Origin of the sequence: Pandoraea vervacti, assembly GCF_000934605.2 — a bacterium.
GTDB classification, from domain to species: Bacteria; Pseudomonadota; Gammaproteobacteria; order Burkholderiales; family Burkholderiaceae; genus Pandoraea; species Pandoraea vervacti.
This window is the reverse complement of the sequence record NZ_CP010897.2, coordinates 3,022,363-3,046,660: the sequence shown is the minus strand read 5'-3', so window position 1 is coordinate 3,046,660 and position 24,298 is coordinate 3,022,363. Positions and strand designations below refer to the sequence as shown.

General features: G+C 66.1%; 18 protein-coding genes. 10 read left to right on the top strand and 8 right to left on the bottom strand.

Going from position 1 to position 24,298, the window contains the following annotated elements:
* Nucleotides 1–173 precede the first annotated feature (173 nt).
* The 3 genes from ydiK to astE form a co-directional block, all read right to left on the bottom strand.
* The gene (gene ydiK, locus UC34_RS13405) at nucleotides 174–1,358 is read right to left on the bottom strand and encodes an AI-2E family transporter YdiK (RefSeq protein ID WP_237165107.1); all 1,185 of its coding nucleotides are present in this window, start codon (nucleotides 1,356–1,358) and stop codon (nucleotides 174–176) included.
* A 93-nt stretch (nucleotides 1,359–1,451) separates the two neighbouring features.
* Nucleotides 1,452–3,152 carry a hypothetical protein gene (locus tag UC34_RS13400; RefSeq protein WP_157123181.1) on the bottom strand — a complete coding sequence of 567 codons (1,701 nt, stop codon included), beginning with the start codon at nucleotides 3,150–3,152 and terminating at the stop codon, nucleotides 1,452–1,454.
* Nucleotides 3,153–3,710: 558 nt separating this feature from the next.
* Entirely contained in the window at nucleotides 3,711–4,748 is a 1,038-nt protein-coding gene (astE, locus tag UC34_RS13395; protein ID WP_044455937.1) for a succinylglutamate desuccinylase, read from the bottom strand.
* A gap of 207 nt (nucleotides 4,749–4,955) precedes the next feature.
* Between astE and astD the strand changes: the two genes are divergently transcribed.
* The 6 genes from astD to UC34_RS13365 all read left to right on the top strand — a co-directional run bounded on the left by astD (nucleotide 4,956) and on the right by UC34_RS13365 (nucleotide 9,821).
* Nucleotides 4,956–6,437, top strand: a complete 1,482-nt coding sequence (gene astD, locus UC34_RS13390; protein WP_044455936.1) for a succinylglutamate-semialdehyde dehydrogenase — start codon at nucleotides 4,956–4,958, stop codon at nucleotides 6,435–6,437.
* 66 nt (nucleotides 6,438–6,503) lie between these two features.
* A complete protein-coding gene (astB, locus tag UC34_RS13385; protein WP_044455935.1) occupies nucleotides 6,504–7,886 on the top strand; it encodes an N-succinylarginine dihydrolase in 1,383 nt (460 codons plus the stop codon).
* Between the two features lie 60 nt (nucleotides 7,887–7,946).
* The gene (locus UC34_RS13380) at nucleotides 7,947–8,513 is read left to right on the top strand and encodes an NADPH-dependent FMN reductase (RefSeq protein ID WP_044455934.1); all 567 of its coding nucleotides are present in this window, start codon (nucleotides 7,947–7,949) and stop codon (nucleotides 8,511–8,513) included.
* Nucleotides 8,514–8,714: 201 nt separating this feature from the next.
* Nucleotides 8,715–9,008: a DUF1488 family protein gene (locus UC34_RS13375; protein WP_044458153.1), complete on the top strand. Its 294-nt coding sequence runs from the start codon at nucleotides 8,715–8,717 to the stop codon at nucleotides 9,006–9,008.
* A 194-nt stretch (nucleotides 9,009–9,202) separates the two neighbouring features.
* Entirely contained in the window at nucleotides 9,203–9,418 is a 216-nt protein-coding gene (locus tag UC34_RS13370; RefSeq protein WP_044455933.1) for a DUF2964 family protein, read from the top strand.
* Nucleotides 9,419–9,629: 211 nt separating this feature from the next.
* On the top strand, nucleotides 9,630–9,821 hold the full coding sequence (locus UC34_RS13365) for a DUF2964 family protein (protein ID WP_044455932.1): 192 nt from the start codon (nucleotides 9,630–9,632) through the stop codon (nucleotides 9,819–9,821).
* A gap of 72 nt (nucleotides 9,822–9,893) precedes the next feature.
* On the opposite strand, the gene UC34_RS13360 is transcribed toward UC34_RS13365, so the two are convergent.
* Complete coding sequence (locus UC34_RS13360; protein ID WP_044455931.1) at nucleotides 9,894–10,631, bottom strand: class I SAM-dependent methyltransferase; 738 nt, start codon at nucleotides 10,629–10,631, stop codon at nucleotides 9,894–9,896.
* A gap of 233 nt (nucleotides 10,632–10,864) precedes the next feature.
* Between UC34_RS13360 and UC34_RS13355 the strand changes: the two genes are divergently transcribed.
* The gene (locus UC34_RS13355; RefSeq protein WP_044455930.1) at nucleotides 10,865–12,130 is read left to right on the top strand and encodes a TIGR03862 family flavoprotein; all 1,266 of its coding nucleotides are present in this window, start codon (nucleotides 10,865–10,867) and stop codon (nucleotides 12,128–12,130) included.
* 37 nt (nucleotides 12,131–12,167) lie between these two features.
* Here UC34_RS13355 and UC34_RS13350 read toward each other — a convergent pair whose 3' ends face one another.
* From UC34_RS13350 to UC34_RS13335, 4 genes are all read right to left on the bottom strand, one after another.
* A complete protein-coding gene (locus UC34_RS13350) occupies nucleotides 12,168–13,331 on the bottom strand; it encodes a methyltransferase (protein WP_044455929.1) in 1,164 nt (387 codons plus the stop codon).
* Nucleotides 13,332–13,470: 139 nt separating this feature from the next.
* Nucleotides 13,471–15,357: an FUSC family protein gene (locus UC34_RS13345; protein WP_052811041.1), complete on the bottom strand. Its 1,887-nt coding sequence runs from the start codon at nucleotides 15,355–15,357 to the stop codon at nucleotides 13,471–13,473.
* Between the two features lie 139 nt (nucleotides 15,358–15,496).
* The gene (locus UC34_RS13340) at nucleotides 15,497–16,147 is read right to left on the bottom strand and encodes an HAD-IB family hydrolase (RefSeq protein WP_044455928.1); all 651 of its coding nucleotides are present in this window, start codon (nucleotides 16,145–16,147) and stop codon (nucleotides 15,497–15,499) included.
* A 6-nt stretch (nucleotides 16,148–16,153) separates the two neighbouring features.
* Nucleotides 16,154–16,492 (bottom strand): hypothetical protein, encoded by a 339-nt coding sequence (locus tag UC34_RS13335; protein ID WP_157123180.1) that lies wholly within the window; start codon nucleotides 16,490–16,492, stop codon nucleotides 16,154–16,156.
* 296 nt (nucleotides 16,493–16,788) lie between these two features.
* On the opposite strand from UC34_RS13335, the gene bcsB reads away from it, so the two are divergent.
* Genes bcsB through UC34_RS13320 form a run of 3 tightly spaced genes read left to right on the top strand, consistent with a single transcriptional unit; the run spans nucleotide 16,789 to nucleotide 24,236 of the window.
* On the top strand, nucleotides 16,789–19,152 hold the full coding sequence (gene bcsB / locus UC34_RS13330; RefSeq protein ID WP_052811040.1) for a cellulose biosynthesis cyclic di-GMP-binding regulatory protein BcsB: 2,364 nt from the start codon (nucleotides 16,789–16,791) through the stop codon (nucleotides 19,150–19,152).
* Nucleotides 19,153–20,397, top strand: coding sequence for a cellulose synthase complex periplasmic endoglucanase BcsZ (bcsZ, locus tag UC34_RS13325; RefSeq protein ID WP_084070627.1), 1,245 nt, complete (start codon nucleotides 19,153–19,155; stop codon nucleotides 20,395–20,397).
* Nucleotides 20,370–24,236, top strand: a complete 3,867-nt coding sequence (locus tag UC34_RS13320; protein WP_052811039.1) for a cellulose synthase subunit BcsC-related outer membrane protein — start codon at nucleotides 20,370–20,372, stop codon at nucleotides 24,234–24,236. Before bcsZ ends, UC34_RS13320 begins: the two co-directional genes overlap by 28 nt.
* Nucleotides 24,237–24,298 lie beyond the last annotated feature (62 nt).

The window sequence follows — 24,298 nt, the reverse complement described above, 5'->3', positions numbered from 1 at the left end:
GCGTCGAGTGGGGCATCGGGTGTCTCCGGCAAACGTGTCAGTGTGGGAGACATTTAGCCACGGCGCGACGGCGCGCGACAGGTGAAGGAATCCGAAAAATGGGTACGGGGCGCGTGACGAACGCACCCCGCGGACTTATAGAGGCACGGCATGCACGGCGTGCATGGCACGTCTCATCGGGGTTTCTGGCGATCGGAGACCACCGACGCCAGCGTCTCTTCGTGTGCCTTGGTCCCGCCGTCCGGCAATGCCGACTCGGTGCCCGATGCATTTAGCGGCGCACCGGCCGGCGCTGTGGCAGGCCGGTTCAGGCCTTCATTGATCCAGGCCATCAGAAGCGTGTACGTCACGGCCAGAATGACAGGTCCGACGAACAGCCCGACGATGCCGAACGTGAGCATGCCCCCGAGCACGCCTGCGAGGATCAGCGTCATCGGCAGATCGGCGCCACGGCGAATGAGCATCGGACGCATCACGTTATCCAGCATGCCGATAATGATCGAGAGCACCAGCAGAAGGGTCGCGAGCGTGGGACTGTCCTGCCAGTAAAGCCATGCCACGCTTGAGAGCAGTACTGGGAATGGTCCGATCTGCGCGATACACAGCACGAGCATCAGTGCCGTCAGGAACCCCGACAACGGCACGCCGGTAAGCCAGAGTCCGAGGCCGCCGAGCAGCGATTGGGTCACGGCCGTGACAACGATGCCCAGCGCCACGGCGCGAATCGACATGCCGGCCAGCCGAACGGACTCTTCGCCGCGATCGCCACCGAGGCGACGCGCAATCCGGATCAACGCGCGTGCCGCACGTTCGCCTTGCATGAAGAGAATGCCGGAGATGATGAGCGTGAGGCCGAGGTGGACCACCAGCAGGCCGATCGACCCCAATTTGGCGAATCCCCACGAGGCGGCTTTCACGGCGTAAGGCTGAATCCGGGACACCAGCCCGCCGGGACCCGCAGCAGCCAGCGCCTGCCATTCGTCGCTCGCGCGCTGGCCGACCACGGGAATCCGGGCCAGCCAGTCCGGCGGCATCGGCAGGCCGTGCTGACCGATGGAGTGGACCTGATCGCTGATGTCCGCCGCGTGCCCGATGAGCGTGCCGATGGCGGCCGAGAGAGGGGCGACCACGATGATGAGCATGCCAAGAATCATGACGGTGGTGGCGAGCCACCGCTTGCCCCACAGGCGGCGTTGCAGGCCGACGAGCAGCGGCCATGTGGAAGCGACGATCGTGACGGCCCAGATGAAGGCTGGCAGGAACGGCAGCAGCACCCATAGCGTGCCGATGATCAGTAGTCCAAGGACCAGCACGATCAGCAGATTGCGGGCGAGTTCGCTCGGCGTGGTGTTCAGCATAGGCGCTCCGGCCGGGTTGTCATGCGCAAAGAACGCGCTTGGAGAGCAAGATGCCATGCCGGCGCAGTCACGGCAAGTGCGGGCAACACTTCGTCACAAAGGCGTGCGGTGTTCGGCGGCGTCGACGGTCTCACTGTCGCCTTCGCGCGACGTCTCACGATAAATGCCCGAGGGCGCAACGGAGGTGCCGTGTTTTCTCGCCTGCGGCGTGTCGGCTGCGCGTGGTCCCCCCGATCTCCTGTCGGACGACGTGCGCGCAGGGTCATCCATCGGCAAGAAGACGGAATCGTCGCCCGAGGTGTCGCCCGAGGTGGCGCCGCAAGTGTCGCGATCGGGCGTGCGTATGTCGTTGGCGGGGTGGCTTTGCCGCAGTGCACGGGGCGGGGCGCAGGGACTGGCAGGACTGTCGGGCAGATCCGAATGAGATCCGGCGGACGAATGTCCCGAGTCGCCCTGCGACATGACCGTGGCGGTGCTGATCTTCGGCCGGCCCCGTCGGCGCAGGTATGCCGTGGCGATGGCGTCGTGTCGTGCCGAGATGCCTTGCATCGAAACGAACGTCGCGATTAGACCGTAGAGCACGCTGAGCACGGCTTGCGAATGCCAGTCGATGCCGGCGCCGTCGCCCGGCCCGCACGCCGTTGCCGTCGTCGCCATCGTGGCCATCGTGGACGTGGTGCCCGCCACGGCGGTCGTCGCCGGCATCGTCGTGTTTCCCGCAGTCCCGACATAGGTATCGGCAACGACGTCATCGGCGTTGATCTGGGTGATGGCACGGTGGAACGTCGAGAGGAAATAGAACCCGAGCGACAACGTGAGCCAGATGGCCTTCGGCGCGCTCGATTGCAGCAACTCGACGAGATGTGTGCGAAAGGACCGCCAGAACGGCGTGGAGGCCTCGGGCGGCATGTCGTCGCTCATCTGGCAGATGAGATCCCCGAAGCGGTCTTGCAGCAGCGGTTCGAGCCTGGCGTCTTCCGGTGCGATGGCAATGCGATCGACGATCGGTCCGAGAAACGCCCCCGGAATCGGGCACAGCAGGATTTCCAGGCATGAGTGGATCGTGTTGCCGAAGCGGGTCGCCATGATGCCCGGCAGCGCCGCGGACAATCCCGCCTCGGCGCCGAGTCGTGCCAGATTGCGAACCACGCCGTAGCAGAACACGAAACCCACGACGTGCGCAGCGACGTCGCGCACCGGACTGCGCAATGTGGCGCTGATGGACTCCAGCGCTTGCGTCGGCGTGATTTGCCCCAGCCGGCTCGCCCAGGACGGATGGGCTGCGTTAAAGCGCGCCATGCCGACGATGTTGATCAACACCACGCCCAACGCTTCGATGGGTGGCCAGATCATTGCCAGCCGGCGCTTGGGGTCGACCGTGTCGACCAGCACCGACAGTACGGTGGCGCCGAGCGCAAACGGGAATGCGTCGCGCTCCAGGCCGGTGCGCATCGCGCGCCACGACACGCCGGGATGCTCGTGGCGCATGAGCGCGTCGAATCGTCGCCGCACCTTGTCGACGCTGAGCCCGCGTTGTGCGAGAAGCTGCGCTTCGATGCGCAGGTGTGGCAGGAGGTCGGCGAACCATGGCGGCGTGCCGGCCACGGCGGCGGGGCGGGTGGGATGACGACAGGCATGCGAGCCGCCATTCGGACGCACCGCGTCGGCACGATGCGCGCGCTCGAAGCGGCGCAGTGCGGGAATGGCGATCTCGTCGCGAAGCATCGCGTAAATTTTTTCGCCCGTGCGCGGCGTGTCGCCTCCGTCGTATCTGCGCACGGAGACCGGAGACATGTCCGGCGACATATCCGGCGACATATCCGTTGACAGACGGGGCGCTGCACGACTGGCCGCGGCGCCGCTTACCTGTCGCATTGCCAGAGGCGGCTCATTTCGATGTCCGCGCGGAATCGGTTGCGCAACACTCGCGTGTCGCCCGATGCTTCGGCCCTGTCGCAGCGCCACCGCGCTTTGTTGTGCGCGAGCGAAGTCCTCGACGAGATGGCGTGGCGTTCCGGATCTCGCCTCCGAGATCGGGAACTCGATTGTCAAGCCGTGGGTGCGGGGAAAAACAGGGGCGGCGCAAGAGAAGTCCTGGGGCATGTCGTCGATGGACGGCCGCACACGCGCGATTTCCTTTGCCCGAGCCGCAAGCCGCCGTTTCCGTTTCGCAGGAGAAATGAAGTGGGCGATGCTACCTGCATCCCCGCGCGCCGACGACGCCCGGACAGGCGTTTAAAACCGTTCATTCGCGATGCTGCGTAGCCGTCACGGCGAACCGCGCGCGCCATTGTGCCGACCGTCACGCAAGCCGCAGCACGACGGCGGCGGCCCGACATGCCCGCACAACCCTCACTCCGGCACGACCATCACCCCCGCACGCAGCCCGTTGGCGACGTTCGGATTCGGAAACACGATGCGTTCTTCCGGATGCGAAACGGTGTAGACGGTCTCGCCGTCGCGCGCAAGGATGGTGCCGGCGGGATACGGCGTGAAGTTCGGCGTGTCGACCGGCACATCGAGCACGAAAGCGTCGGTGCGTCGCACGATTTCCGCAGCGACGCGAAAACGTTTCGGCGGGCGCACTTGTCCATCGTCGCGTGCCGTCATTTCGCCGCCTGACAGCCAACGGCGAAGCGCGGCGTCGATGCCGAAAAAATCTTCGAGCCGGTTTTGGCCGAACGGCGCGACCTTGCCCAGCTCGAGCGTGCAGCTTTGCGCGCCGAAACGTGCACAGGTGAAATAGGAAAACGTAACCGAGGGCTGTCCGGTGCGCATCGTTGCTTCGATGTCGGCCGCCCCCAGCGTATCGAACCAGTCGTCGGCGGGGGGATGCTGCGGCGTGCCCGGCACGACGGCAAAGCGCTGGAACAACGAGGCGCGAATGGCGGTGTGCATGTCCACGTGACGACGCGCGCGACGCACGCCGTCCACGCCGCCCTCGCCGCCGAAGAACTCCCCGACGATCACTTCGAGCTCGCGCGCACGCTGCACGGCCGGCGACTCGGGGCGCTTCGCATGCGCGCCCTGAAACAGCCGGTTCAGGTCGTACTCCAGATAACGTTTGCCGGCCCGAACCGCGTGGGGGTTGCCGAGGACGACGAGCACGCGCTCGCGCAACGTGAGGCGCGCATCGGCAATGTCGTGCAGGATCCCATCGACAATTTCGATGGGCGCGGTCTCGTCGCCGTGAATGCCGCAAGACAGGATGGCGTCGTAGCGATGGGCAGTTTTCGCCGCAGTGTCGGCGGGCGCCAGTTCCAGTACGCCTTCGGCGTGCCGTTTCCACCGAACGCCGCATGGGTCGACGCCTTCGTCGTGAGGATGATCGCGCGATTCGAGGACGTCGCTTAGCCAGTGGCGTAGTGCCGAACGAGGGGCGTCGTTCATGATGGGGAATCTCCGGAAACTTAACGCCGTATTCTATGCGCGTGCGTGGCGAGAGTGGCGTCGTGTGCTGCACAGATCCGGTTGACACGCATTTGTCGGCGATTCTGAGGCCTCCGAGGCCCCCGCATTGTTCCGGCTGGCGAATCCGTGTCATCATGATCCGCATCGCACGCCGCACTATCGGGCGTGCCCTCGGGATTGCCGTTCATGACCGATCTGTATATCGAAGGTGTCTGGCGGACCGCCGGCGGTGCGGAATTCCGCTCTCTCGACCCGATGTCGGGCGATGTCGTCTGGCAAGGGCACGCGGCCAGTGCCGCCGATGTCGACGCCGCCGTTCAGGCCGCGCGGCGTGCACAACGTGATTGGGCGAGGATGGGCGTCGACGCACGGCTCGCCGTCTTGCAGCGCTTCGCGGCCATCGTGACCGCGAACACCGAAACGCTGGCCGATGCGATCGGTCGCGAGACAGGCAAGCCTCTATGGGAGGCCCGCACCGAGGTCGCGACGATGTCGGCCAAGGTATCTCACTCGGCGCGCGCGTATGAGGCGCGCACGGGGGAGCATCGATCTCCCGTCGCGGATGGCCAGAGCGTGGTCCGTCATCGTGCGCACGGCGTCATGGCCGTGTTCGGCCCTTACAACTTTCCGGGACATCTGCCCAACGGTCATATCGTACCGGCGTTGCTGGCGGGCAATACCGTCGTCTTCAAGCCCAGCGAGCTGGCCCCGGGCGTGGCGGCACGCACACTTGCGTGCTGGATCGAAGCGGGATTGCCCCCCGGCGTCATCAACCTCGTGCAAGGCGGGCGCGACACTGGCGCGGCACTGGCCGCGCATGCCGATATCGATGGCGTGTGCTTTACGGGCAGCTCGGCCACGGGGCGCGCGTTGCATCAGCAATTTGCGGGGCGGCCCGACAAAATCCTCGCGCTGGAGATGGGCGGCAACAATCCGCTGATCGTCGACGTGCCGCAAGACATCGACGCTGCCGTGCATGTGACCATCCAGTCGGCATTCCTTTCCGCCGGGCAGCGATGCACGTGCGCGCGACGCCTGCTCGTGCCGCGTGGCGCGCAAGGCGATGCCTTCATCGAGCGTTTGACGCATGTCACGCAGCGTATCAGCGTCGGCCGTTACGACGCCGAGCCCCAACCGTTCATGGGGGCCGTCGTGTCGTTGCAGGCGGCACGTCGCATGACGGCGGCGCAGGCTGACTTGATGGCGCTGGGCGCGCGCATCATTCTGGCGCTGTCCCAGCCGGACGGCCGCTCGGCGCTGCTCACGCCCGGGCTCATCGACGTGAGCGCGCCCGCCGCACGGGATGCGTTGCCCGACGACGAGTATTTCGGCCCGCTGCTGCAAGTGCTGCGGTACGACACATTCGACGAGGCCATCGCTCTGGCGAACCGCACGCGCTACGGTCTGGCCGCCGGCTTGCTGTCCGACGATCCGGCAAGGTATGACCAGTTTCTCGCCGAGATTCGTGCGGGTGTCGTCAACTGGAATCGTCCGACGACCGGCGCCGCCGGCGCAGCGCCGTTCGGTGGCGTAGGCCTGTCGGGCAATCATCGTCCCGGCGCCTGGTACGCCGCGGACTACTGCGCGTACCCGATCGCTTCGATGGAATCGGCGCGCGCCGTGATGCCGGAGCGGCTGAGCCCCGGACTGGATTTCGGCGCCCGCTGATTCAGGCACAATGCCGCACAATGAGTCCCACGGAATCGAACGGTTCCGACTTTTTCAGGAACAGACATGACGCGCTTTGCCCTCGAAGCCAACTTCGACGGATTGGTCGGCCCCACGCACAACTACGCGGGTTTATCGTTCGGCAACGTGGCGTCGGCGAACAATGCCAACCGCGTGTCCAATCCCCGGGAGGCCGCGTTGCAAGGGCTGGCGAAGATGAAGGCGCTGGCCGACCTCGGTTACGCCCAGGGTGTTTTGCCGCCGCAGGAGCGACCGTCGGTCGGGTTGTTGCGCACCCTTGGATTTACGGGCGACGACAAGACGGTCATTCGTGACGCGGCCCGTACGGCCCCGAGCCTGCTGGGCGCCGCCTGCTCGGCGGCCAGCATGTGGACGGCCAACGCTGCAACCGTGAGTCCTTCGGCCGACACCTCGGACGCCCGCGTGCACTTCACTGCCGCGAACCTGTGCAGCAAGTTGCACCGCGCCATTGAACACGAGACGACATCGCGCATTCTGCGAGCGGCCTTTCCCGATGAATCGCGCTTTGCACACCATGACGCATTGCCCGGCTGGCCGTCGCTCGGCGACGAGGGGGCGGCCAACCACACCCGGCTGTGCGGCGCTTATGGCGAGCGCGGCGTCGAGTTCTTCGTCTATGGTCGGGACGATCTCGCCAACGCGCCTGCGCCGCGTCGGTTTCCCGCGCGCCAGACGTTGCAGGCGAGTCAGGCCATTGCCCGTTTGCACGGTCTAAGTGACACGGACGTCGTGTTTGCTCAGCAGCATCCCGATGCCATCGACGCCGGTGTCTTTCATAACGACGTGATCGCCGTCGGCAACGGCAATGTGCTGTTCTGCCACGCGCAGGCATTCGTCGATCAGCCGACGGTGCTGGCCACGCTGCGAGAGCGGCTCGCCGCCCGGGGCACGCAACTGGAGGTTGTCGAGGTGTCGGCGGACGACGTCTCGATGGAGGACGCCGTTCGCAGCTACCTCTTCAACAGTCAGTTGCTCGCGCGTGCCCCGGAGGCGGGCGGCGGCATGCGACTGGTCGTGCCTCAGGAATGTCGTGAGCGAGCGTCGGTGTGGCGCTATCTGGAGTCCTTGGCGGCCAGCGGCGGCCCGATTCGCGAGCTTCACGTATTCGATTTGCGCGAAAGTATGCGCAACGGGGGTGGCCCGGCGTGTCTGCGGCTGCGCGTGGTGCTCACGCACGAGGAGCGCCAGGCGGCGCATGCCGGGCTATGGATGAACGACGCGCGCTACGCGTCGCTCACCGACTGGGTGAAGCGTCACTACCGTGATCGGCTGGCCGTGGACGACCTTGCCGATCCCGGATTGCTCGACGAATGCCGCACGGCGCTCGACGATCTCACGCGGCGACTCGGTCTGGGCAGTCTTTATTCGTTCCAGCGCGACGCGTCCCGCACGGCGATGGCTCGTTAAGCCGCTACGGTACGTCGCGATGCTTGTCTTTCCCGATCCGACACGAAAGGAGTCAACCGCATGACGACGATCATTGGTTTGTCCGGGAGCCTGCGAAAGGGCTCTTACAACACGGCGCTGCTGGCGGCGGCGAAGTCGCTGGCGCCGGCCGGCGTCACGCTCGATGTGCGAACGCTGCACGGGATTCCGCTTTACGACGGCGACGTAGAGGCGAGCGAGGGGATTCCGGCAGCGGTCGCCACCCTCAAGGACGCCATCGCACAGGCCGACGGTCTGCTGCTCGCCACGCCCGAGTACAACAACGGCATGCCGGGCGTGTTCAAGAACGCCCTCGATTGGCTATCGCGTCCGCCTGCGGATAGTGCCCGGGTATTCCGTGACAAGCCGGTGGCGATCATGGGCGCTTCGCCCGGCGGCTTCGGCACCATCCTTAGCCAGAATGCCTGGTTACCCGTGTTGCGCACGCTTCAGACCACGCCGTGGTGGCAGGGGCGTCTGATGGTGTCGCACGCGAACAAGGTCATCGACGTGGACGGCAAACTTCAGGATGACGCGGTGCGCCAGCAATTGGCCGACTTCATTGCGGGATTCGTCGCCTTCCTCGATGCGAACAAAGCGCAAGATTGATGAGGTTTTATAAAAATCAACGGGTTGTCGGTTGATTTAGATGTTTTTTATGAGGTGACGCTCGATCCGGAACCTTATCCAATCGATCCGGACGAACCGATAAGCGACGTCATTATCGGTTCGTCCGGCCATGCACTATGCTGGATGGAACGTGTCGGCCGACACGTCGTCTGCGTCCTTTCGTCAACCGGGGGTGCCGCCATGCAAATCGAGTTTCCGGATCACCGTCCCATGTTCAACTACGAAGACCTGACGATCGAGTTTGCGGTTGTCGTCAACGGCCGCCCCATCGATTGTGCGGTTTCGGCCGAAGCGCTCGAATCACACTTTCATGCGCATTCCGCGCGGGCCGACGACCTGCTGAACGCGTTCGAGCATGGGCGCAGCCGCATCCACGCACTCACGCGTGAGTATCTGGCGATGGGCCTGCCCGGCCCGGTGCTGCTTCGCAGCGGGCACTTCCGCTGGGCGCAGCAGCACGAAGCGCGCCGGTGATCGGCGCTTCGCGGATTCAGGGCTTAAGCCTCCCATAAAGTGAAGGTCTTCAAACACCGGCATTGACGCGGGTCAATGCCGGTTTGTTTAGGCATGCGACTCAATTGGCGAGCTATGGGGTTCGGCGTACACTGGTGTTGCCGCCAAAGAGGTTACGTGAGCGGTACCATCGCCGATAACTATAAGGAGTCGCTATGGGCTCGGAATTTCGCGTCGTCATTGCTTCGATCGCGGCCTTCATGACGCTTGGCGGGGCATTCGCCACCATCCACGGTCTGCTCTACGACAAGTCGCACGTCATGCACGGCGGTGTCATCACGGTGCTGTTCGGCATTCTGTTCATTGTCGTCATGCTTACGCCCTGGCCGCGTGACGAAGAGGGCGAGGCCGATGCCAAGCGCAAAACGTGAGCGATGCGCGCGCCCGATCACGCCCGATCACGCGTGATCCGCTAACGCTTTGATGCCCGGCGTCCTACACTGAAATCGAGGGACGCCGTCGAAGCCACCCCAGGTTCGCATCCGCCGCGTGACGCGTGTCGGGCACGCGGCGAGGCTCGCCGAATCTCGCGGTCGCAACCATCCGCTTCGCAACGGGCGTGGTCTCGTTGTGAGGTGGCGTATGTGTTCCGATATCCGCGTCGTCATTGCCTCCATCGCAGCATTCGTCATGCTGGGAGGCATTTTCGCCACTATCCACGGTTTGTTGTTCAACCTGCCCGAGGTCTCGCGCTATGGCGTGGCGGCGGTCCTGGCAGGCGCGACGTGCACGGCCACGATGCTCATCCCGTGGGGCGCGCGCGACGAGTCTTGACGCACGGCCCGCACGCGCCGGTCATGTCCGGCAAAGCGCCGCGGCATGACCGACGTTTGACTTGCACGCAACTCACCCGAGTCGGGCGCGCAGGCACATGAACGCCGGCGCCTGGGAAAGCTCGTCGTAGAGGCGCGGGCTGACCGTCTTCATTTCCGGCAGCGGCAGTGGCTCGACCATCCGTTCGAGTTGCCAGCCGGCATCCGCCGCCGCGTTCAGAATTCCCGCGAGCGGCCGGCGGTATGACTCCACATACGGTTTCGGTTCACCGAAACCACTCCAGTACATGCCGAAGCGGGTCGTCTCGAAGTAGGTGCGATTGCGCCGCGTGCGCTCGTCGAGCCAGTCGCGCATCGGGTGGCCCATCGACCAGACCAGCGTGGCGCCGGGTTTTGCGACGCGCGCGAATTCGCGGAACGTCGGCCCAAGGTCGTCGACGTAGTCGAGGGCGAGGGCGCTGACGATGGCGTCGAAGCCGTCGTCGGCTAGCGAGGTGAACGGGGCGCCGAGATCCTGGATGTCAAAGGTCGCGGGCATGCCGTTGCACCGCTCGCGCGCGAGGTCGATCATCTCGGGCGTGACATCGATGCCATGCACCGTTGCACCTTGTTCGACGAGCCAGGCGCTGTTGATGCCCGGACCACATCCGGCGTCCAGCACGTGAAGGCCGGCGACGTCGCCCAGCAACGCGCGCGTCGCCGGACGCTCGTACAGCGCGTTGTGGGGCTTCGTGACGGCGATCTCGGCGTAGCGAGCGGCGAAACTGGCGTAGGCGGTGCGTCCCATCGACGCGGAATCGGATGACGACATGCGTGGCTCCAGGGGGGGGCGGTTGAAAATGCGGGGTGCCGATTGTAACGGCAAAGGTCACGGCAAAGGTAACGCCAAAGGCGCATTGCGGGTCGTGACGCCGTGTTTCGGTCTCACCGATGTGGGACAATGGCGGCCTTCGCTGCGCGCCCGGCGCGAACGGCCTCACTCTCGCAACAACACATCCCAGCATGTCCCCATCCCACGCCCCGAATACGCCGTCTCGCCCATCGATGCCTGCACCGGCGGACGGTGTCGATAGCGCCATCGACACGATCGAGGTCGCCGTCATCGGCGCCGGGCCGGCGGGACTGATGGCGGCGGAAGTCCTGTCGGCGGCGGGGTGCCGGGTGGATGTCTACGACGCCATGCCGTCGGTCGGCCGCAAGTTTCTGATGGCGGGCAAGGGCGGCATGAACCTCACGCACAGCGAGCCTGCCGAGCCCTTCGTGAGCCGTTACGGCAAGCGCGCGGACGCCGTTGGCCAATGGCTGCACCGTTTCAGCTCGGACGACGTGCGTTCCTGGGCGCATCGGCTCGGCATCGACACCTTCGTCGGCACGTCAGGCCGGATCTTCCCCGTCGACATGAAAGCGGCGCCGCTGTTGCGTGCGTGGCTGTCGCGCCTGCGCGCTGCCGGGGTGCGGTTGCACGTGCGGCATCGCTGGCTCGGATGGGACGCAAACGAATCCGCGGGCCCGGGCAATCTACGATTCGCGACGCCGGCCGGCGAGCGCCGTGTCCGTGCCAAAGCCCTCGTGCTGACCCTGGGCGGCGCAAGCTGGCCACAGTTGGGCTCGGACGCCGCGTGGGTGCCGTCGCTGCGCGAGCACGGCGTCAGCGTCGCGCCGCTGATGCCGGCCAACGCCGGATTCGAGACGGACTGGACGCCGCACATGCGAGAGCGCTTTGCGGGGCATCCCGTGAAGCCGGTGACGATGACGTTGCCCGACGGCGCCACGCGCCAGGGCGAGTTCGTCGTATCCGAGCATGGCATCGAAGGTAGTCTCGTGTATGCGATGTGTGCGCCGATTCGCGACACGATTCGCCAGCACGGCAGCGCACGGATTTTTCTGGATTTGCTGCCGGACTGGACGCCCGAGCGCGTGATGGCGGAAGTGTCCCGCCCGCGCGGATCGCGCTCGATGGCGAGCCACCTGCAAAGCCGTCTCGGCATAGCGGGCGTCAAGGCGGCACTGCTGCGGGAATGCTTGCCGCGCGAGACGTTCGACGATCCGGGCGCGCTCGCGGCGGGCATCAAGCGCTTGCCGCTCACCTTGCTCAGAACGCGCCCGATCGCCGAAGTCATCAGCAGTGCAGGGGGCGTCGCGCTCGAGGCGCTGGATGAGCGCTTGATGATCAAGGCCCTGCCGGGCGTGTTTTGCGCGGGTGAAATGCTCGACTGGGAAGCGCCCACCGGCGGTTATCTGCTGACCGCCTGCTTCGCCAGCGCCTGTGTGGCCGCAGACGGCGCTGCGGCCTATCTTCACAGGCGGTGAAGGCGTCCGGGGATGCCGATCCCGCCGATCACGCCAATCACGCCGGACGCACGCCGAGTCGCCAGAGTGACGTGACTTCGGCGCGTCGGGCAGCATGCAGCGGGTCGTTGGCGTCGGTGGCCTTCGGGTGGTGGGGGCGCACGTCGTGACGCGCCAGCACCACGAGGCCCGCGCCGTGAATCCACGATAGCAGCGTCTCGCGTGTGCGCAGACCCAGATGCTCGGCCAGATCCGACATCACCAGCCAGCCTTCCCCCCCGGGGGTGAGATGCTCGCCGAGTCCATTCAGGAAACCCTTGAGCATTTTGCTATCGGGATCGTAGATGGCGTGCTCGATCGGCGCATTGGCCTTGGCGGGCAACCACGGCGGATTGCAAACGATGAGCGGCGCCTTGCCGTCGGGGAACAGATCCGCGTTGACGATTTTCACCGAACGCTCGAAACCGAGTCGCGCGATATTCTCGCGCGCGCACGCCAGCGCACGGGGATCCCGGTCGGTGCCCACGACTTGTTGCACGCCACGACGCGCAAGCAAGGCGGCGATCACGCCCGTGCCCGTGCCCACGTCGAAGGCGAGGGCGGTCGAGGGTAACGGCGCCTGATCGATGAGTTGCAGGTACTCGCCTCGCACCGGTGAAAACACGCCGTACCACGGGTGGATCGCTGCCCCGCCCAAGGCCGGAATCGCAACCCCCTTCTTGCGCCATTCATGCGCGCCGATCAGGCCGAGAATTTCCCGCAACGACGCGACCGACGCCACACCGTCCGGCGCGCCCCAGGCTTGTGTGCAAGCTTCGCGCACGTCCGGCGCGCGGCGAAGCGGAATGCCATAGTCGGCGTCGAGCGGAATCAGCACCATCCCGAGAATGCGGGCACGCTGGGCCTGCGCCATGCGGTGCTTGTGAAATGCGTCGGCCGGGCTGGGGGCCGGGGCATCCTTCGCGCCCGGTTTGCGGCGCGCACGATGCGGCGGACGATCGACACGGCGAGCCATCGCCTGCATCAACTGTCGCGCGTTCTGGTAGTCGCCCCGGTACAGCAGTGCGGTGCCGCCACAGGCGAGATGGTAGGCTTCGTCCGCCGTGATCGTGTCGTCGACGACTTCGACGCGACGCGCAGGCGTCACGCCGGCTTCTGAGCGCCAGCGGGCGGTGACGGGGCGACCGTCTTCGGTCCAGGCTAGCGTCGGGAATTCATTCATGCTGTGTCTTTTGAGGAGCGTGGCGGTACACCGGAGTGCGCCGTAAGCCCGCATTATGCCTGCGTTGGCGGGACACCGTCCGGAATTCGGGCCGGCGCGCACGCGCATGGACAGCGCTCAGACGGCTCTCAGATGGCCCTCAGTCCGGGGTCTCGGGCATGCTGAAGAGCATGTCGATGGCCTCGCGCAGCACGCCATCCAGAATGGGGTCGACGCCATCGATCGGCTTGTCCGGCAACACCGGCACAGGCCCGCCATGGCGCAGCGCCGCAGCCATGTGCGTGAGAATGGCCGCTGCCGGGTGGACCGGCGCGCTGTGATCGTCGCCATGCGGCACGGTGTCCGTGATGGCGTTCGCCACGCGCTCCAGCGACACGAGCGCCGGCCACCAGCGCGCGGCGCGTCGGCTCACCAGCGGCGGCTCCGACAACGCCCGCTGCAAGGCAATGCGCGTGTCGTCCAGCGCCTTGTAGGCAGCGCGGCGGGCCGCGAAGGCCGCATCGGCGTCATGCGTGTCCGCGAGCGCGGCATAGCGCCCGAGGGCATCGAGCGCGTTCGCGACGCGTTCATCCAACTGGCGTCGCTCCCACTTCGCCCACGGCAGATAGCCGATCAGAAGCACGATTGCGCACGCGGCGACGGCGTCCACAAACCGGGCCAGCGCGATGTCCTGACTGCCCGGCTGCAACGCCCCCATCACGAGCATCAGAATCGGTAGCAGCAGCGCGCTGAAAAGCCCGTAGTTGCGACGCAACGCCCACGGCAGGCATGCCGCGAGCGGGATCAGGGTGGCGAGATTGAACCAGCCGTTCCGGTCGATGGCGACCACCGCTGCCGAAAGCGCCACACCGACGATGCTCCCCACACCGCTTTGCAATGCCCGCGCGAAAACGGAGCCGTAGTTCGGCTTGAAAATGATCACGACGATCAGCGGTACCCAATAGGATCGGGGCAATGCCGTCACGGCGATAAAGATCTGCGCGACCAGCACGCACAGACCGATGCGAACGAGATAGCGCCAGACGTCGGGCCATGGCCACTTCGGCATCCAGCGCGGGTGCACCGTTGCGCGCGCCTGATGGCGTGCGAGTGCCACGAGCGGGGCCTCAGCGGCATGCACCGTGCCTGTGAGCAACGGCTCGGCGCGATGCAGTGCGGCGGCAAGCGTCGGCGCATGGTTGTCCTTTGCCGTGGTGATCGCCGCATCGATATCGACGGTCCGGTCGCGCGCAATGCTTCGTGCCAGGTGGTACAACGCCTTGCCCAAAGGCGCGGGCACCGGCTGGTCGCTCTGCGCCAGACCGATCACGGCGGATGTGATCGGTTCGGCGGCGAGAATCTGCGCCGCGCGCCGCTCCAGGATCTCCCAACCGGTTGCTGTGCTCGCGCGGGCGGTGAGCAACGTGTCGTAGGCGGCCGCAATGGCGTTTTCCAGCGACCGGCGCGCGAGCCGCACACGCGGTGTCCCGCTGGCGTCGAGCACGTTGGCGAGTTGCTGGTAGATGGCGGCGACGGCATCGCGCTCGGCGGCCCCCGGGTGTCTCATCCAGTGCACCGCCATGAGCAATACGCTGAACACGCCACCTGCGGCCAGCAGCAACGGCGCTCGCCACTCGGGCGGTGGAAGCGCGAGTCCCCAGCCGACGATGAGATAGACAGCCCCCTGCAACGTGGCGGCGGAGGCGACATTGCCGAATGTCCCGATGAAGCTCAACAGCAGAACGGCGAGTTGCAGCAACACGTGGGCAAGCCATGGATGCGCGAGGCCAATGTCGTGGATCAGCATGCCTGCGTGAAAGCCTGCGACGCCGGTCACCACCGTGATGAGTATGGAGCGGGCGCGCGCACGATACGGGCCGGTGCGGTCGCCAGTGATGGCGGGCAACGCACCGAGCGCGATCAGCGAGGCGTCGGCGCCGTAACCGATCGCCGCGCCAATCGCTGTCGGCACCGCCACCGAGAGCGCCGCGTGCACCGCGTCCCAGCGGGAGAATGCGACGGGCTCCAGCCGGGCGAGTCGCGACATCCAGGCGACACGGCGTCCGGGAGGCGAAGGTGGTGGAGGATGCGAGGCGGGCGGGGCAGGCGAGGCAGGAGGTGAGGGCCGGCTTTCCGGAGGCGGGGGAGCAGGCCGTTGCGGTGTCGTCATCGGGCCACCACGCTCGTTACGCCGTGCGCCGGGGCGCGTCGGCGTCCGTGAGCGGCATCAGTTTTCCCTGACCTCGGATCCATGCGTAGTCGGCGCGTTCGGCCATCTCCTTGTCGCCCCGGCTATCGCCATAGGCGAAGAGCACGCGCGGTGGCATGTCCTTCCACCACGCTTCGAGGCGTCGCACCTTTTCCGGCCCCCAGCAGTTCGGTTTCGCGAAGACGCCGTCGAAGCGGTCGTTCGCGTCGAATGCCAGTTCGGTGCTGAGCACCGTCTCGATGCCGACCGACGCCGCCCAGGGGCGCAGGTACAGACCTGGCGAAGCGCTCACGAGTACGACCCGGTGCCCGAGTGCACGATGCTGGCGCACGCGCGCGAGCATCTCGGGACGTATCAGTCCCGGCAGTCGATCCTGTAGGAATCGGCTGACATCGGCGTCCAGCTGCGCACGAGAGCGTCCGCCGATCGTTGCCCGCAGGAACGCCGCTTTGGCCGTTCCCCGGTCAACCAGACCCAGTGCAGCGCCGATCAGCGAAGCAGACGCCAGCAGGGCGCCCGCCACGAAACGAGGGGTGCCGATGGTGCTGCGAACGAAGACCCGAAGACTGTCGGTGGTGGAGATCGTGCCGTCGAAGTCGAAGGCGGCGACGATGGATGCGTCTCGCATGTGAAATCAGTTCGACGCGCCCGAACGCGACGGATTCGAGGCGATGGTGGCGGCCCCGACGTTCCCGATGTCCCCGAGGTCCCCTAGGGCGCCTGTACCTACGCTGCGGGAATTCGCAACGGCGACCAGATGCGGCCAGCGTTCGCTCGCCTGCTGACTGGCGAGGATAGCCTGCTCATCGCGGTAGAACGGCAACACGTCGACGCCCACGACCTCACGCAAGCGGTCGATGTCCGACGGGTAGCGACGTTCGATCATCGCGTCGGCGGCTTGCTCGGCAGCCTGCGCGGCGGCGGCCGGACCGGCAACGGCGGATGAGGATTCCGTAGGTTCGTGTGGGGTCATGCCGGGCATTCTATACGGTGCGTTGCTTCAAGAGCAATCGCCATGCCGACCGGACGACCGATGTACCTGTCGTATGACACACTGCCGTCAAGACCCGCTTGCTCATTGACACCGAGGCAAGCTAGCATGGCGCAACGTGCCATATCCAGTCACACGCGCAATACTGTCCCGCCGAACCCTCGCGATCTCAGGATTGCCTGACAACGACGTGATGAGACGTCGGCCAGTGGGGTGTTAGGGCATTGCGCGTGGGGGTGTGGCGAATATGCAGCGCAAGCACAGACGAGGCACATCCCATGCAGCTTCGAGCGTCCTGGTCGCGTTACACGAAGGTCTCCGCCATCTGTCTGCTAATCGCCGCAGCAATGGATCCCGGCGCAATCACGCTTGCGGGAGCAGCGCCAACGGGAGGCCGCACGGGTAAAGCGCCGGCGCCAGCCGGCGTCACTGCCTTGCCTGAGAAGGCGTCCGCCGCCGCCGCGGCGGATGCGAGCGGCGCGACTGCCGTGATCGTCCCGACTGTCCCGCTCGCGTCGGGCACGAACCAACGCACCGTCACGTTCGCGCAGCTGGGCCAGACGAATGGCTTGCGCCTGCGCGGCACCGAGGGAACGGGCGACGTCAATTTCGGAATCCGACTCGATCAGTCGGTGGCCTCGGCGCTGCTGCGGCTGCGTTACACCTATTCCCCCGCACTGATCCCCGATCTCTCGCAGCTCAAGGTATATCTGAACGAGGAGCTGATCGCGACGTTGCCGTTCAACAAGCAGGACGGCGGCAAGACTCTCCTGCGTGAAATTCCGCTCGACGCGCGAATGCTCTCAGGCTTTAACCGCGTGCGCATCGTGCTCATCGGGCATTACACGATGGAGTGCGAAGACCCGATGCACTCCAGCCTGTGGGCGGACATCAGCCCGCAAAGCGAGATCGTCACCAGCACCCAGCCGCTCACGCTGCGCAACGATCTGTCGACGCTGCCGGCGCCGTTCTTCGATCGCCACGATAACCGCGATCAATCCATCCCGTTCGTTTTCGGCGCCCAGCCATCGCTCGCGGTCGTGCATGCGGCCGGCGTTGTGGCAACGTGGGCCGGCGCCATCGGCGACTATCGACGCACGCGCTTTCCGGTCAGTGTGAGCGCCTTGCCGACGAAGCATGCGATTGCGTTCGTGACGAACGACACGATGCTGGCGGGCCTCGATCTGCCGAAGGTCGATGGTCCGACATTGCGCATGGTGTCGAATCCGAACGATCCGTCGCTCAAGCTGCTGGTGATTCAGGGGCGCGATGCCAAGGACCTGGAGACGGCGGCGCTCGCGCTCGTCTCGGGCCGCGCGGTGCTCTCGGGCGAGTCGACCCGCATCGCAGCGCTCGAGCCGTTGCCGCCGCGCGCCGCCTACGACGCGCCGCGCTGGGTGCGCACCGATCGTCCTGTGAAGCTCGGCGAACTGATCGAGAACCCGAGCGACTTGCAGGCGAGCGGCTACATGCCGTGGCCGATCCGCATTCAGCTCAATCTGCCCGCCGACCTGCTGACGTGGGAAAACACCGGCGTGCCGATGGACCTGAAGTACCGCTACACGCCGCCGGTCAAACCCGACGACTCGTCCATGAGCGTGTCGATCAACGACCAGTTCGTGCGCGCCTACCGTCTGCGCTCGGCGGGCGCGAGCAGCGACAAGAGCCACATGCTCGTCGAGTTGCTCTCCGACGGCACCATGGCCGATCGCAAGGACGTTCGCATTCCGGCCTTTCAGGTGGCCTCGCGCAACTCGCTGTCGTTCCAGTTCGCGATGGAACCGCACAAGGAAGGGCTGTGCAGCCAGACGATCACCAACGCTGCGCGTTCGGCCATCGACGCCGACTCGACCATCGACTTCAGCGGCCTGCCGCATTACGCCGAGATGCCGAATCTGAACTTCTTCGCGGGTAGCGGTTTCCCGTTCACGAAGTACGCGGACCTCGCGCAGACCGCTGTCGTCATGTCGAAGACACCGGACAAGGCCGAGCTGGAAACCGTGTTCTCCACGCTGGGGCAGTTCGGCCGCTCGACCGGCGTCTACGCCGACCGCTTCGAGGTGCTCGACACCACCCAGACCGATCGTTTCAAGGATCGCGACTTGCTGATCGTCGGTGGCAAGGACGGGGCCGATCTGCTGACCAAGTGGGGCAAGAGTCTGCCGCTTGTGATCGATCAGACGCGTCGCGTCATGCAGTCGCAGCCGCAGGGATATCGGGGTGACGGCGCGACCGGCTCCGCGCTCGCGGCGAGCCGCATCGGTCCGACCCGCCTCGACGCCCAGTCGCAAGGACCGCTCGCGGCGCTGGTGGGGTTCGAATCGCCGGTGACCGGTTCGCGCTCGGTGGTGGCGATCAACGCGTCGAGCGATGACACGCTGCTCAGCGTGGTCGACGCTGTGGACACGCAGCGCGACGCCATTCACGGCGATCTGGCGGTGATCAACGGCGATCGTACGGCGTCCTATCGGCTCGGGAAAACGTATTTCGTAGGCGATGTGAGCTGGTGGACGCGCATTCGCTACCACCTCTCGAGTCATCCGATTCTCGTTGGCCTGGTGGCGTTGCTGGCGGCGTTCGCGATTGCGCTCAAATGTTACGGGTGGTTGCAGCGTCGCGCGGCGCGTCGGCTGGAGACGTAAATGACGCGCGCCGATGCTCCCGGGCGGCGCCGTCGGGCCGTGTTGCGGGCGCTCGTTGCCTGTGGTGCGGGCCCCGTGCTCGCAGGCATGACGCCCAGCGCTCGCGGCGCACCCGCGAAGACGCAGGCCAATCCTGCACCTTCGGTCGCGCCGGTGTCGGGCGCAGGGCGCGCGTGCCCGTCGGTCGACTGGCCGGAATGGTCGCGATTCAAGTCGGGCTTTCTGAGCGATGATGGCCGCGTGATCGATCACAGCGCGCCCGATCTGCGCACGGTCTCCGAAGGGCAGGCATATGCGCTGATGTTCGCCCTTATCGCCAACGACCGGGCGACGTTCGACAAAGTGCTCGACTGGACCGTCAACAATCTCGCGCAGGGCGATCTGACGGCGCGTCTGCCGGCCTGGCTTTGGGGGAAAACGGACGACGGCAAATGGGCGGTGCTCGACAGCAATCCGGCGAGCGACGCCGACATGTGGATCGCCTACGCGCTGGGCGAGGCCGGACGCCTCTGGCGCGTACGACGCTACGCCGCGCTCGGGGCGTTGGTCGCGCGCCGCATCGCCTCGGAGGAGACGGACTTCATTCCGGGGCTCGGGCGCACATTGCTGCCCGCGCCCGTTGGCTTTCATCCCGCCAAGGATCTATGGCGTCTGAATCCCAGCTACGTGCCGATGCAGGTGGTGCGGCGTCTGGCGGGCCTCTTTCCCGACAGCGGCTGGGGGCAACTCATCGCATCGTCGCTCAAGCAGATCACGTTATCGGCCCCGCCGCTCGGCTTTGCGCCGGAGTGGGCGATGTATCGGGCCGGACGCGGTTTCGAGATCGATCCCGAGACGCAAGGCGAAGGCAGCTACAACGCCATACGCGTCTATCTTTGGGCGGGCATGCTCGCACCGGGCAGCGACGACGCTCGCGCACTGACGCACACCTTCGACGGCATGTTGAAGTATGTCGCCACGCACGGCGCGCCGCCCGAGCGGGTCAACACACGCGACGGCACGGCAAAGCGCAACGGCGGGTCCGGTTTCTCGGCGGCGCTCGTGCCCCTGTTGCACTCGGCGGGCGATACGGCGCTCGCGCGCGCACAAGCGGAGCGCGCCCTTTCGCTCGATGCACAGTCGCCGCCGGGCTACTACAGCTCGGTACTGTCGCTGTTCGGACTCGGCTGGCACGACGCGCGCTTTCGCTTCGCGGCCGACGGTACGCTGCAATTGCCATGGGAGGCAGTTTGCGCCACACGCTGATCCGTTCCGCCTGCATGACATGCCTGCTGATGGCGGCCGGCGCGGAACACGTGCGCGCCGCGCCGACGCCGAACACGGCGGCAACGTCCGACGCCGTGGCGGCGAACCGTGATGTCGGCAACCTGCTGGCCAGCGCACGTCTGTGGCATTCGCGTCATCGCAACGACCTGGCCCGCGCCGCGCTGGACAAGGCGCTGCTCGTGCAGCCCGATCAGCCGGATGCCCTCTCGCTGCGCGGCCAGATCGATATCGAGGAGAACAAGCCGCAGGACGCCAACAAGGCGTTGCAGACATTGCGCGCGCGCTATCCCAACGCGCCGGCGACCAAGGCGCTGGCGGACGTCATTCGCATCAACACGGTCGACAAGTCGCGCATCGCCCGCGCACGGCTGTTGCAGCGCAGTGGTCAGGCGGACGCCGCATTTGCCGAATACAAGGCGCTGTTTCCGGACGGCCCGCCCACTGGCGATCTCGGCGTGGAGTACTACCGCGCACAGGCTAATGCGACCAACGGCTGGCCGGCCGCGCAACAGGGGCTGGCGAACCTGTCGAAGACATCGCCCGAAGATTCGCGCGCCTCGCTATCGTTGGCGGAGCTGATGATCGACCGCCCGTCGAGCCGACTCGCGGGCACGCGCATGGTGGCGGATCTGGCTGCGCGCCCCAACGCGGACTTGAATGCTTTACTGCCGCTTTGGCAAAAGGGCCTCTCGAAAGCCGACGGCAACCTCGCGTGGCTGCCGCTGTATCAGCGCTACCTTGCCCTCGCACCCAACGACGCCGACATTCGCGCCGCTTACGACAAGTTGAACGCGCAGCAGGCCGCGCGCACGCGCATGCTCAACGACCCGGCGTACAAGGCGCGACAGGCGGGCATCAAGGCGCTCGATCAGGGGCGTCTGAACGACGCGGAAAAATCGCTGGACGCGGCCCGTGTCAAACGTCCCAACGACGGCGAACTGCTGGGCTCGCTGGGATTGGTGAAAATGCGTCAGGGCGATCACAAAGGCGCGCAGGAATTGTTCGCGCAGGCATTGCGCAAGGACCCGGACAATGCGGGCAAATGGCGCAGTCTGCTCAGGACGTCGCAGTTCTGGGGCGCTATGTCCGAGGCACGCGCTGCGCGCGACGCCGGACGCCTTGCCGATGCCGAGCGCCTCGTTCGCGGTGCGCTGGCAAGCGATCCGAACAATCCCGACGGTCTGGCGCTGCTTGGCGATATCGCGCTCGACGACAAGCGCGACGACGATGCCGAAAAGCTCTTCCGGCAAGCACTGAAGATCGAGCCCGACAACGATACGGCGTTGCGCGGCATGATCACCTTGTACTCCCGTCAACAACGCCGCACCGAGCTGGCGAATCTGCTCGGCGATCTGCGTCGGCGTTTCCCGAACGACAAGGCGCGCTTCGACAAGGCGGAGGCCGCCGCGTTGTCGGACGATGCGGAGCGCGCCATCGCCGAAGGCCATAACGGGCCGGCGCTGGCGGCGCTGGAGCGCGCCGTTGCGCTCGATCCCGGTAACGCCTGGACACGCTACTCGCTTGCCAGCCTTTACCGCAGACTCCGGCTTCCGAACATCGGACGAGACGTCATGGCCGAGGGCATGCGCCAGCCACTCGACGCGGACGACCGCGCGCAGATGCTGTACGCGCAGGCGATCTATCTGAACGTCATCGACGACGAGGCGGGCGCCCGCGCGTCGCTCGCGCAAATTCCTGCGGCGAATGTCACGCCGTCGATCAAACGGATGCAGACGACGCTTGCGATTCGCGACACGGCACGTCTGGCACGCGAAGCGCACGCAGCCGGTAACGACGACGAGAGCGAGCGCCGCTATGGCGAAGCCCTGAGCATGGCGGGCGACGATCCGGAACTGATCGGCGAAGTGGCTCGCGCTCGGGTATCGGCCGGGCAGCCCGAGCAGGGACTCGCGCTCATGCGGGACTGGCTCGCCGCGCACGCGGACAAGCCGCAGCCCGACGCACAGTTGCGCTACGCCGAATTGCTCAACACCGCCGAGCGCGACACCGAACTTGGCGGCTTTCTCGCGAGCCTGGACCCCGCAACGCTGGGCGCGGACCAGCGCGACGAATGGCAGGACCTTCAGGACCGTCTGGCGTTGCGTCAGGCCGACCGGGCCCGTGCGCTGGGCGACTTCGATACGGCGCAACGCAAGCTCGAACCGCTTCTGTCGCGTCAGCCGCCCGACAAGCGCGCGCTGTCGACGCTGGGCGACATCTATTTCGACGAGCGCCGTTACGACGACGCGCGAAAGATTGCGGAAGACCAGATCCGTCAGGACCCGACCAATCAGGATGCGCGCCTGTCGCTCGTGCGCGTGCTGTACGAAATGCAGGACGACGACGCGGCCAATCGAGAACTCGACCGGGCGCTGGCCGAAGCCCCGCCGGACGACGTGTGGACGCAGCTCGCCGCCGTGCGACGCCTCACGGCGATGGAGCGTTATGACGAGGCCGTCGCGCTCAACGACAGACTGCGCACGCAGTTCCCCGACACGTCGGCCGTCACGGTGCAGCGGGGGCGCATCGCTCAGTCGCAGCGTCGGTACCACGAGGCGAAGGGCTGGTACGACCAGGCGCGCAAGGAGGAGATCGTGCAAGGCGCGCTGCCGGGATATGACGGCATGACGTCTGCCGAATCCGCGATTGACTCCCTCGAATCGCGTCGCAACAGCTACGTGGCGGCGGGGTACGAAATCGACGAGAAGAAGGGCGACGGCGGCATCTCGATGTTCAACGCCCGCGCGGTGCCCCTGTACGGTCAGTACGCCGTGGGCTACGACGGCCATGTGTTCGCCCAGACGGACTACGTCAGCGCCGACTCGGGCGACCTGCCGCTTAACGGCACATCCGAATTCGGCACGCTGCCGTTGCTCAACGTGCCGTCGTTTCGCGCGGCCAATCCCGGTGTGCTGGCCGATTACGGCACGAAGCGTCAGAAGGCGCACGGACAGGCGCTCATGCTCGGGTACGAGAATGACTGGATCCGGGCCGACATCGGCCATACGCCGATCGGTTTCCCGATTTCTTACGTGACGGGCGGCGTGCGCCTGTTCGGCAATCTCGGGCGCTACAACTACTGGGTCGACGCCTCGCGGCGACCGATGACCGGTAGCATGGTGTCGTACGCGGGCGCCAACCTGCCGCTGCCTGAGATTTTCGGTGACGGCAAATGGGGTGGCGTGCGGCGCGATGCGATCACGTTCCATGCCTCGCGCGATTTCCCGAAGTGGGGCATCTTCGGCGAGGCGAGCGTGGCGCGTCTGACCGGCGAGAACGTGTTGAACAACTCGGAGGTCTCGGCGCGCGCCGGGGTGGACCTGCCGCTCATCTACAAGCGCGACATGCGCATGAACACTGGCGTGACGCTGTTCTTCGACAGCTTCGCGCAAAACGAGCGCTACTACACGTACGGTCACGGCGGCTACTACAGCCCGCAGACCTATGTATCGCTCACGCTGCCGTTGGAGTGGTACGGACGCACGCAACGCTGGTCGTACTACCTGCGCGGCTCGGTGTCGTTCTCGCAAAGTCACGAAAAGTCGATGCCGTACTTCCCGACCAACGGCGCGTTGCAAGACGCCAGTGGCAATCTGACGTATGGCTCCGGCGGCGGTTTCGGTGTGGGCTTCTCGATCCTGGGCCGCGCGGAATACTGGGTCAATCGACACTGGGTCATTGGCGGTCAGGTCCAGTTCGAGCGCTCCGATTACTATGCGCCGAACCGCTTCCTCGTCTATATGCGTTATCACTTCGACGCCCGTCGCGGTGACGTGCCGATGCCGCCCTCGCCGGTACGCCCGATCTGGAGCTACTGATCCATGAGTCTTCGCGTCGATATCCAATGTGCGATGGTTCGTTTGCCGTCGATGGCCCAACG